1 protein-coding gene is annotated in these 4,290 nt (G+C 73.8%); it reads left to right on the forward strand.

Annotated elements, in window-relative coordinates; genetic code table 11:
* Positions 1-4,290 (forward strand): SDR family NAD(P)-dependent oxidoreductase (locus ACFY32_RS34015; protein WP_390676365.1); only part of this gene is annotated, 4,290 nt, incomplete at both ends.

A 4,290-nucleotide genomic window follows, 5' to 3' on the forward strand; every position in this document is an offset into this window, starting at 1 on the left:
CCGAACGGTCCGTCGCAGCAGCGGGTCATCCGCCAGGCGCTCGCCAGCGCGGGGCTGGCCCCGTCCGAGGTGGACGCGGTCGAAGCACACGGCACGGGGACGACACTCGGCGACCCGATCGAAGCGCAGGCGCTGCTGGCCACCTATGGGCAGGACCGAACCGGCGAGCCCCTGCTGCTGGGTTCGGTGAAGTCGAACATCGGGCATACGCAGGCGGCGGCCGGTGTGGCCGGTGTCATCAAGATGGTCATGGCGATGCGGCACGGTGTGCTGCCGCCGACCCTGCACGTGGACAGTCCGTCGTCACATGTCGACTGGTCGGCGGGCGCGGTCGAACTGCTCACCGACCGCCGGGAGTGGCCGGCCGCGGACCGGCCGCGACGGGCCGGTGTGTCGTCGTTCGGCGTCAGCGGCACCAACGCGCACATCGTCATCGAGCAGGCCCCGGCCGAGGAGTACCGGCCGGCCCCGGTGGACGGCGTGGTGCCGTGGGTGCTGTCCGCGCGGAACGCGGAGGCACTGCGGGACCAGGCACTCCGGCTGCGCGAGCACGTCGCGGGCGGGCCGGACATCGGCGTGCTGGACGTCGGCTATTCGCTGGCGACGACCCGGTCGGCGTTCGCCCACCGGGCGGTGGTCGTGGGCGAGGACCTCACGGGTCTGTTGGACGGGCTGACCGCGCTGGCCGAGGGGCGCACGTCCGCCGGCCTGGTCGCGGACACCGTCGCCACGGGTGGCGTGGGCTTCCTGTTCTCGGGTCAGGGCTCGCAGCGGCTGGGCATGGGCCGCGAACTGGCGGCTCGTTTCCCGGTGTTCGCCGGGGCTCTGGACGAGGCGCTGGCCGCGTTCGATCCGAAGGTGCGCGAGACGCTGTTCGGCGAGGACGCCGACGCGCTGAACGAGACCGGGGTGACGCAGCCGGCGCTGTTCGCGGTCGAGGTGGCGCTGTTCCGTCTCCTTGAGTCGTGGGGTATCCGTCCCGACGTACTGGCCGGGCACTCGATCGGCGAGCTGGCCGCCGCGCACGTGGCGGGCGTGTGGTCGCTGGCGGACGCCGCCAGAGTGGTGTCGGCGCGGGGTGCGCTCATGCAAGCACTGCCGACCGGTGGCGCGATGGCCGCGATCCAGGCGTCCGAAGCCGAGATCGTCGCGGACCTGTCGGAGACGGTGGGCTTCGCGGCGGTGAACGGCCCCACCTCGGTGGTCGTCTCCGGTGTCGCCGCCGACGTCGACGCGGTCGCGGAGCGCTGGCGTGAGGCGGGCCGGAAGGTGTCGCGCCTCAAGGTCAGCCACGCGTTCCACTCGCCCCTGATGGACCCGATGCTGGACGACTTCCGCGCGGTGCTGGAGGACGTGTCCTACGAGGCGCCTTCGGTGCCGATCGTGTCGACGCTCACGGGCGTCCGGGCCACGGCCGAGGAGTTGACCTCCCCGGAGTACTGGGTGCGGCACGTACGGGAGGCGGTCCGTTTCGCCGACGCCGTCCGCACGCTCACGGCCGACGGTGTGAGCACGTTCGTCGAGGTCGGTCCGGGCGGCACGCTGTCCGCCCTGGGCCAGGAGTCCGCCCCCGAGGCGGCCTTCGTACCGGTGCTGCGCGGGGACCGGCCGGAGGACTCCGCGTCGGTCTCGGCCGTGGCACGGGTGTGCGCGCGGGGCGTGGCGGTGGACTGGGAGGCGTTCTTCGCGGGCAGTGGCGCCCGGCGGGTGGACCTGCCGACGTACGCCTTCCAGCACCAGCGCTACTGGCTGGACGCGCCGACCGAGGTCGGTGACGTCACGGCGGCCGGGCTCGGCCCCGCCGAACACCCGTTGCTGGGAGCGGCCACCGCCCTCGGCGGCAGGGACGGGGCGCTGCTCACCGGCCGGCTGTCGGTCCGGACCCACCCGTGGCTGGCCGATCACGCCGTGCTCGGTTCGACACTGCTGCCCGGCACGGCGTTCCTGGAGCTGGCGGTGCGGGCGGGAGACCAGGTCGGCTGTGCCTCGGTGGAGGAGCTGACGCTGGAGGCGCCGCTCGTCCTGTCCGAGGACGACACGGTGCGCCTACAGGTGTGGGTCGGTGCCGAGGACGAGACGGGCAGGCGCGAACTGACCCTCTACTCCAGCTCGGACGACACCGACGACGGCCGGTCGTGGACCCGGCACGCCACAGGTGTGCTGCGCGCCGAAGAGGACCACGGCGGGACGTCACTGACCGAGTGGCCACCGGCCGGCGCCAGGACCGTCGACCTGGACGGCTTCTACGACCGGTTGGCCGACGGCGGTTTCGCCTACGGGCCGGTGTTCCAGGGGTTGCGCTCGGCCTGGCGCAAGGGCGACGAGGTGTTCGCCGAGGTCGCGCTGCCCGAAGGCGTGGACGCGGGCGGCTTCGGCCTGCACCCGGCGCTGCTGGACGCGGCACTGCACGCCACCGGTCTGGCCGGCGGCAAGGACGATGACACCGGTGGCCTCGGCCTGCCGTTCTCCTGGTCGGGTGTACGCCTGCACGCTTCGGGCGCGAACACCCTGCGGGTACGACTGTCGCCCGCGGGGACGGACGCGGTGGCGCTGACGGTGGCCGACGGCTCCGGCGCTCCGGTCGCCACCGTGGACGCGCTGGTGGTGCGCGCGGTGTCACCGGACGCACTGGGAGCGGCACGCCGGATCGAGTCGCTGTACCGACTGGACTGGGTGCCCGCCCCGGCGGCGGCCGGGAGCAACGCTTCGGTGGCCGAGTTCGCGGACTGGAGCGCGGTACGGACGGCGCTGGACGCGGGGGAGACCCTGCCGGACAACGCCGTCGTGCGCTGCGCCGGACCCGAGGACGGGACCGAGGTACGCCAACGGGTGCAAGCGGTTCTGGAACTGGTCCGGGGCTGGCTGGCCGACGAGCGCTGCGCCGCCTCGCGGCTGGTGCTGGTGACCCGTGGCGCGGTGGCGGTCGACGCCGGGCAGGACGTGCCGGACTTGGCGGCGGCCGCGATATGGGGCCTCATGCGGACCGCGCAGTCGGAGAACCCGGACCGCTTCGTCCTGGTGGACATCGACGACGAAGACGGCTGGACCCCGGCGCTCGCGACCGGGGAACCGCAGCTCGCCGTACGGGACGGGCGGACCTTCGTGGCCCGGCTGGCCCGGGTGCGGCCGGAGGCCGGCACGGAGCCGGTGTTCGGTGCGGACGGTGCGGTGCTGGTGACGGGCGCGAGCGGGATGCTCGGCGGGCTGGTGGCGAGCCACTTGGTGGTGCGGCACGGGGTACGGCGATTGGTGCTGGCGAGTCGTCGTGGCCAGGTGGGCGCGCTGGACGAGGAGTTGACCGGTCTGGGCGCCGAGGTCGCGGTCGTCGCCTGTGATGTGGGTGACCGGGATGCGGTGGCGGCGTTGCTGGCCGAGCACCCCGTCACCGCCGTCGTCCATGTGGCGGGTGTGCTGGACGACGGGACGATCGGTTCGCTGACGCCGGAGCGGATCGATACGGTGTTCCGGCCGAAGGTGGACGCGGCGTGGAACCTGCACGAGCTGACCCGTGACCTGGACCTGTCGGCGTTCGTGCTGTTCTCCTCGGCGGCGGGCACGCTGGGCAATCCTGGGCAGGGCAATTACGCGGCGGCCAACGCGTTCCTGGACGCGCTGGCCCAGCACCGCCGGGCGGCCGGGCTGCCCGCGACCTCCCTCGCATGGGGCCTGTGGTCCGGTGAGGACGGCATGGGTGCCCGGATGGCCGGGACCGGTGCCACGGGTCTGTCCGCCGAGGAGGGGCTCGACCTGTTCGACGCCGCCGTCGGAGGACCGGACCCCGTCGTCGTACCGATGCGGCTCGACCTCCGGTCCCTGCGCGGCGCGGCCGTGGTGCCGCCGGTGTTCAGCGGCCTGGTGCGGACGACGACCCGCAGGTCGGCGGAGACCGGGACCGACCCCGCCGAGGCACTCCGTGACCGGCTAGCGCCGTTGGCCGAGGACGAGCGGGACCGCGTCCTGCTGGACCTGGTCCGCACCCAGGCCGCCGCGGTGCTCGGCCACGCCGGGGCGGCCGCGATCGACCCGGAGGAGGCGTTCACCGAACTCGGCTTCGACTCGCTGATGGCGGTGGAGCTGCGCAACCTGCTGGGCAAGGCCACCGGCCTGCGCCTGCCGGCCACCCTCGTCTTCGACTACCCGACACCGACCGCGCTGGCCGCCGGGCTGAGCGGCGAACTGCTGGGCGTGGTCGAGACGCGGGAGCGGGTGCGGGCGGCGGTGGTGTCGGATGAGCCGATCGCGATCGTGGGGATGGGTTGCCGGTATCCGGGTGGGGTGGGTTCGCCGGAG

It is taken from the genome of Streptomyces sp. NPDC000134 (assembly GCF_042899225.1).
Taxonomy (GTDB): Bacteria; Actinomycetota; Actinomycetes; order Streptomycetales; family Streptomycetaceae; genus Streptomyces.